Below are 5,261 nucleotides of genomic sequence, written 5' to 3'. Positions count from 1 at the left end.
GAGGGGCTTTTGCTTTTCAGGCATGCGCCAGGCTCCAGCGCAACGCCGCATCCCTATCGCTCTCACGGCCCTCGACCCAGTGAGAACCCTCAGGCGTAGTCTCGCGCTTCCAGAACGGCGCACGGGTCTTGAGCACGTCCATGATGAACGCGCACGCCTCGAACGCCATATGCCGATGCTTGCTGCTGACCCCGACAAACACAATCGGCTCACTCACCGACAACGCACCGACCCGATGCACAATCTCCACACCCAACAGCGGCCAGCGCTCGCGGGCCTCCTCGGCGATCTGTTCGAGGGCTTTTTCGGTCATGCCCGGATAGTGCTCAAGAAACAGTTCATTCACGCTCTGACCCATATTCAGATCACGCACATAACCAACGAAATTCACCACCGCGCCGACCCGTGGATTGCGCGCGTGCAGATCGGCGGTCAACTGGCCGACATCGAAGCTTTTGTGCTGGACTCGAATAGCCATCGATCAACCTCCGGTCACTGGCGGGAAAAACGCGATTTCATCGAAATCCTCAATCACCTGACTCGGCTGACACAACTCCTGATTCACCGCGCACATCAGGTTGCCGGCGCCGAGCACTTCACGCCAAAGATCGCCGCGCTGCATGAGCATTTGCCGCACGTCTTCCACGCAGCCCAGCGTGTCAGTCAGCGGAATTTTTTCACCGCCCAGATTGAGCCGGTCACGGTAGCTGGCGAAGTAGTTGATCAGGATCATTGCGCGTCCTCCCATTGAAAGTGCCCCGAGCGACCGCCCTGTTTGCTGAGCAGGCGGATATCGCCGATAACCATGGCCCGGTCCACCGCTTTGCACATGTCGTAAATGGTCAACGCGGCAACGCTGGCGGCGGTCAGCGCCTCGAGTTCGACGCCGGTCTGGCCGGTGAGGCGGCAGGTGCTGGTGATCTGCACGCGGTCCGGTTCGCAGGCCGTGAGTTCGACGTGAATCGAACTGAGCAGCAGCGCATGACACAGCGGGATCAGCTCGTGGGTACGTTTGGCGGCCTGGATGCCGGCGATCCGCGCCACCGCGAAGACATCGCCTTTCGGGTGACCGTTGGCCTGGATCATTTGCAGGGTTTGCGGGCGCATCTGCACCCAGGCTTGCGCGCTGGCTTCGCGGCGGGTCGCGGCTTTGTCGCTGACGTCGACCATGTTGGCGCGGCCCTGATCGTCAAGGTGGGTGAGGGTGTGGCTCATACGGAAAACTCCTGGATCGGGCTGTAAATTCGCGGGGCGTTGCGGTGCGGTACATGGATCAGATTGAGTCGGTGTTTGAGTGCCCAGCGCACGGTCAACGCGGTAGGCGCGGACAGACTGACGAGGGTGCCGAGGCGGGCGCGCACGGCTTTGTGAATCAGTTCGAGGCTGCAACGGCTGGTGACCACGACAAAGCCTTCAGCAGCATTGATGGCGTCGATTTGCATCGCACCGATCAGCTTGTCGAGGGCGTTGTGGCGGCCGATGTCTTCGCGGCACAGCAAGGCTTCACCGTCAGCGTCGAAGAACAGCGCGGCATGCAAGGCACCGCTGCTGCGGGCCAGTTGTTGAGCGGCTTCGATGCGTTGGCGAATGCCGTCGAAATGTTCGGCCGGCGGCAGTGCTGACGGTTGCAGAATCTGCAGTTGCGGCAACGCCTGCTCCAGCGCTTCGACGCCGCAGATGCCGCAGCCGCTGGTGCCGGTCATTTGCCGACGATGATCCTTCAAGGTCCAGAACGCCCGGCTGGAAATCTGCACTTCGGCCTGACAGGCCTGATCGAAATGCGTGAGGCGGATGTCGTAGATCTCGTCGACGCTGTCGATGATCGCGTTGCTCAGGCTGAAGCCACGGATGAAGTCTTCGAGGTTACCGGGCGAGACCATCATCACCGCTTGGCTGAGGCCGTTGTAGGTGATGGCGAGGGCGATTTCCGAGGCCAGCGCGGCGTGGGAGATGGCGGCGTCGGGCAGGTATTCGCGAAACGCCACTTGCGCCGGTTGTGGCGCGGGGGCGTTGGGTTCGCTGGTGGATTCTGTGAGGGTTTCGACGTGGCAGAGCATCTGAAAAGTCCCGAAGCGCTGAAGAGTGTTCAGGCTACGGGGGCGTTAAAAGTGCGTCCAATCGCTTGTTCCGATGTGGTGATTGCTTTGGTCGATCAACCAGGATTTGTCTTGGCTGGTCAGGCCCCATCGCTGGCAAGCCAGCTCCCACAGGTTTCTGCGTCGTGCACAGAAACTGTGATCACATCGGAAACTGTGGGAGCTGGCTTGCCAGCGATGAGGCCGGGACATCCACCCTTGCTTATTCGGCAGAAACCTCAACCCCAAACAACTTCCGCGCCTCGGCAAAACACTTCTCGGCAATCGCCGAACGCGGCTCGGTCTTGCGCATCACCAGGCCTAGCGGCGCCAGCACGCTGGCATCCGGCAACTGCATGAACGACAGGTGCTCGATCGGCTCCTCAAGCCCGCTGTCCAGCGGCATGATCGCGCAGCAGAAGCCTTGGTGAATCGCCTGCAACAGCTGATAGGTCGAGTCGCTTTCCATGATCGGCTGCGGGCTGAGCCCACGGCTGCGGAAGCTCAAGTCGATGGATTTACGGTAATGCATGCCGGCGGTGATCATCCCCAGCGGTAACTCGGCGGCGTCTTCCCAGCTCATTTCCGAGCCTTCGAAATGGAAGTGGCGGTTGTCGTAGAGCAGGCCGACGCGGGTCTCGCCGATTTCGAAAAACTCGAAATAGTTCGGGTTGACGTGGTCCAGATAGCAGACGCCCAGATCAAGCTGATTGTTGCCCAGCCCGGCGATGATCTCGTCGGAACTGAGCGATGACAGGCTGAACTTCAACTCCGGATACGTCCCCGACAAACCCTGAATGTAATTGACCGGGTTGAAGCTGCTCAGCGGCACCAGACCCAGACGCAAGCTACCGACCAGTTGCCCGCGACACGCCGCCGCTTCGGCGAACAAACCGTCATGCGCGGCGAGCAAGGTGCGCGCCCAGGCCAGCACGCGTTCGCCGGCCTGGGTGAAACCTTCGAAGCGCTGGCCACGGTTGACCAGCACCAGATCCAGCTCATCTTCGAGATTACGCAGGCGCATCGACAACGTCGGTTGGGTGATGTGGCAGCGTGCGGCGGCCTGGCCGAAGTGGCGGGTTTCGTCCAGCGCGATCAGGAACTTGAGTTGTTTGATGTCCACGATGGCACCTGCTCGATGGGGATTTTTTGATTGAGTATTGACGCGGATGCGCGAGACGCACGAAAAGCGCAGGGTGCGACGATCTCACTTGAACAGTTGTTCGTCCAATCGGAAGTATTTAAGGCACTATCGATCAGCTCTATCAGGCCCGGTTTTACTGGCCCTGAACAACGTGAAAGGCACCGATAGAGCCGGTCGATAATGTGGTTGGCCAGAGTGATTAGACAGTACTCATAAGTGGCACTTAGGCTGCTCGGCAATGTTGATTGACTGCTGCCGGAGAACTGCCATGAGTGCCAAAGCCGATGCCCTGTTTGTCCCCCTGAATATTGCCGTGCTGACGGTCAGCGATACGCGCGATTACGCCAGCGATACCTCGGGCCAGTTGCTGGTCAGTCGGTTGCTGGAAGCCGGGCACACGTTGAGCGAGCGCAACTTGCTCAAGGACGATCTGTACAAGATCCGCGCTCAGGTAGCGAACTGGATTGCCGACGAAGGTATTCAAGTGGTGCTGATCACCGGCGGCACGGGTTTCACTGGTCGCGACAGCACGCCGGAAGCGGTGGCCTGCTTGTTTGATAAGCAGATTGACGGCTTCGGCGAACTGTTCCGGGCGATTTCGATTCTGGATATCGGTACATCCACCGTGCAAAGCCGCGCGCTGGCCGGGCTGTCGAACGGCACGCTGGTGTGCTGCCTGCCGGGCTCGACCGGCGCTTGCCGCACGGCGTGGGAAGGCATTCTTGCCGAGCAGCTGGACAACCGTCATCGCCCATGCAACTTCGTCCCGCACCTGAAAGCCGTGCAAGCCTGCGGGTCACGCGGATGAGCAAAGCACCGTTGATGCCGGTCGAGGACGCCCTCGACCAATTGCTGTGCATGGCCAATGAGCAACGTCTGGCCGACAGCGAACTGTTGGCGCTCGACGATGCGCGTGGGCGGGTGCTGGCCAGTGATCTGGTGGCGACCCTCGACTTGCCGCCGTGGCCGAACAGCGCCATGGACGGTTACGCGCTCAATCTCGCTGATCTGCACCGACAGCCGCTGAAGGTCTCACAGAAGGTTTACGCCGGGCTGGCACCGGACACGTTGCTGCCCGGCACCTGCGCACGGATTTTTACCGGCGCGCCGCTGCCGCCCGGCGCCACCTGCGTCGAAATGCAGGAGAACGTCGAAGTGCTGGAGGACGGCCGCGTGCGCTTCTTGCAGCCGCTGAAGGCGGGGCAGAACATCCGCGCGCAAGGTCAGGAAAATCGCGTCGGCGACATCCTGCTGCGCGCCGGCAAGCGCCTTGGACCGTTCGAACTGGCGGTCGCCGCCGGGCAAGGGCTGGCGCAACTGCACGTGGTGCGTCGCCCGCGTGTGGCGTTGCTGTCGACCGGTGATGAGCTGGTCGAACCGGGTCAGCCGTTGCGCCCCGGCAGCATCTACAACAGCAACCGCGTATTGCTCGGCCACTGGTTGCGGGAATTGGGCTGCGAGGTGATCGACGCCGGCATCCTCCCGGATCGCCCGGCGCAGACGCGGCTCAAACTTGAGCAACTGCAAGTAAGCGTTGATCTGATTCTGACTACGGGCGGCGTGTCAGCCGGGGATGCCGATTGCCTCGGGCAAGTGCTGCGCGACAGCGGCAAACCGCTGTTGTGGAAACTGGCGATCAAGCCTGGCAAACCGTTGACGGTCGGGCATTTTGGCACGGTGCCGGTGATTGGTTTACCGGGCAATCCGACCTCGGCGCTGGTGACGTTTGGCTTGTTGGCGCGGCCGTATTTGCTGCGTATTCAGGGTGTGGAAGATGTCATGCCGCTGAGTTTTACGGTCAATGCAGGTTTCGACTGGCACAAGGCTGGCGGCCGCCGTGAATACCTGCGGGTGCGGCTGGAGGCGGGGCGTGCGGTGCTCTATCCCAATCAAAGCTCCGGCGTCCTGCTAGGTGCAACCTGGGCCGATGGCCTGGTGGAAATCCCCGAGAACAGCACGCACAACCTCGGCGACCCGCTGCGCTTCATCCCCTTCAACGAACTGTTCTGACCTCACCACCAATCAAACTGTGGGAGCTGGCT

Annotated in this window: 7 protein-coding genes; 2 read left to right on the top strand and 5 right to left on the bottom strand. The window is 61.2% G+C overall.

The genetic code is table 11. The features are described from left to right. Positions 1-16: 16 nt before the first annotated feature. The 5 genes from moaE to PMI23_RS26905 form a co-directional block, all read right to left on the bottom strand. Complete coding sequence (gene moaE / locus PMI23_RS26925) at positions 17-478, bottom strand: molybdopterin synthase catalytic subunit MoaE (RefSeq protein WP_007918948.1); 462 nt, start codon at positions 476-478, stop codon at positions 17-19. Between the two features lie 3 nt (positions 479-481). Then, positions 482-733 (bottom strand): MoaD/ThiS family protein, encoded by a 252-nt coding sequence (locus PMI23_RS26920; RefSeq protein WP_007918946.1) that lies wholly within the window; start codon positions 731-733, stop codon positions 482-484. Then, entirely contained in the window at positions 730-1,215 is a 486-nt protein-coding gene (gene moaC, locus PMI23_RS26915; protein ID WP_007918944.1) for a cyclic pyranopterin monophosphate synthase MoaC, read from the bottom strand. The genes PMI23_RS26920 and moaC overlap by 4 nt, the downstream gene beginning before the upstream one ends. Further along, a complete protein-coding gene (gene fdhD / locus PMI23_RS26910) occupies positions 1,212-2,057 on the bottom strand; it encodes a formate dehydrogenase accessory sulfurtransferase FdhD (protein ID WP_007918942.1) in 846 nt (281 codons plus the stop codon). Before fdhD ends, moaC begins: the two co-directional genes overlap by 4 nt. Positions 2,058-2,298: 241 nt before the next feature. Continuing rightward, a complete protein-coding gene (locus tag PMI23_RS26905; protein WP_007918939.1) occupies positions 2,299-3,198 on the bottom strand; it encodes a LysR family transcriptional regulator in 900 nt (299 codons plus the stop codon). Between the two features lie 289 nt (positions 3,199-3,487). Here PMI23_RS26905 and moaB point away from each other — a divergent pair, with 289 nt between their 5' ends. Together moaB and PMI23_RS26895 are read left to right on the top strand one after the other, a co-directional pair. Beyond that, positions 3,488-4,027, top strand: a complete 540-nt coding sequence (moaB, locus tag PMI23_RS26900; protein WP_007918937.1) for a molybdenum cofactor biosynthesis protein B — start codon at positions 3,488-3,490, stop codon at positions 4,025-4,027. Continuing rightward, entirely contained in the window at positions 4,024-5,229 is a 1,206-nt protein-coding gene (locus PMI23_RS26895) for a molybdopterin molybdotransferase MoeA (RefSeq protein ID WP_007918936.1), read from the top strand. The genes moaB and PMI23_RS26895 overlap by 4 nt, the downstream gene beginning before the upstream one ends. Positions 5,230-5,261: the final 32 nt, after the last annotated feature.

Source organism: Pseudomonas sp. GM24 (genome assembly GCF_000282235.1).
GTDB lineage: Bacteria > Pseudomonadota > Gammaproteobacteria > Pseudomonadales > Pseudomonadaceae > Aquipseudomonas.
The sequence above is the reverse complement of the archived record's forward strand: the minus strand, read 5'-3'. Positions and strand labels throughout refer to the sequence as shown.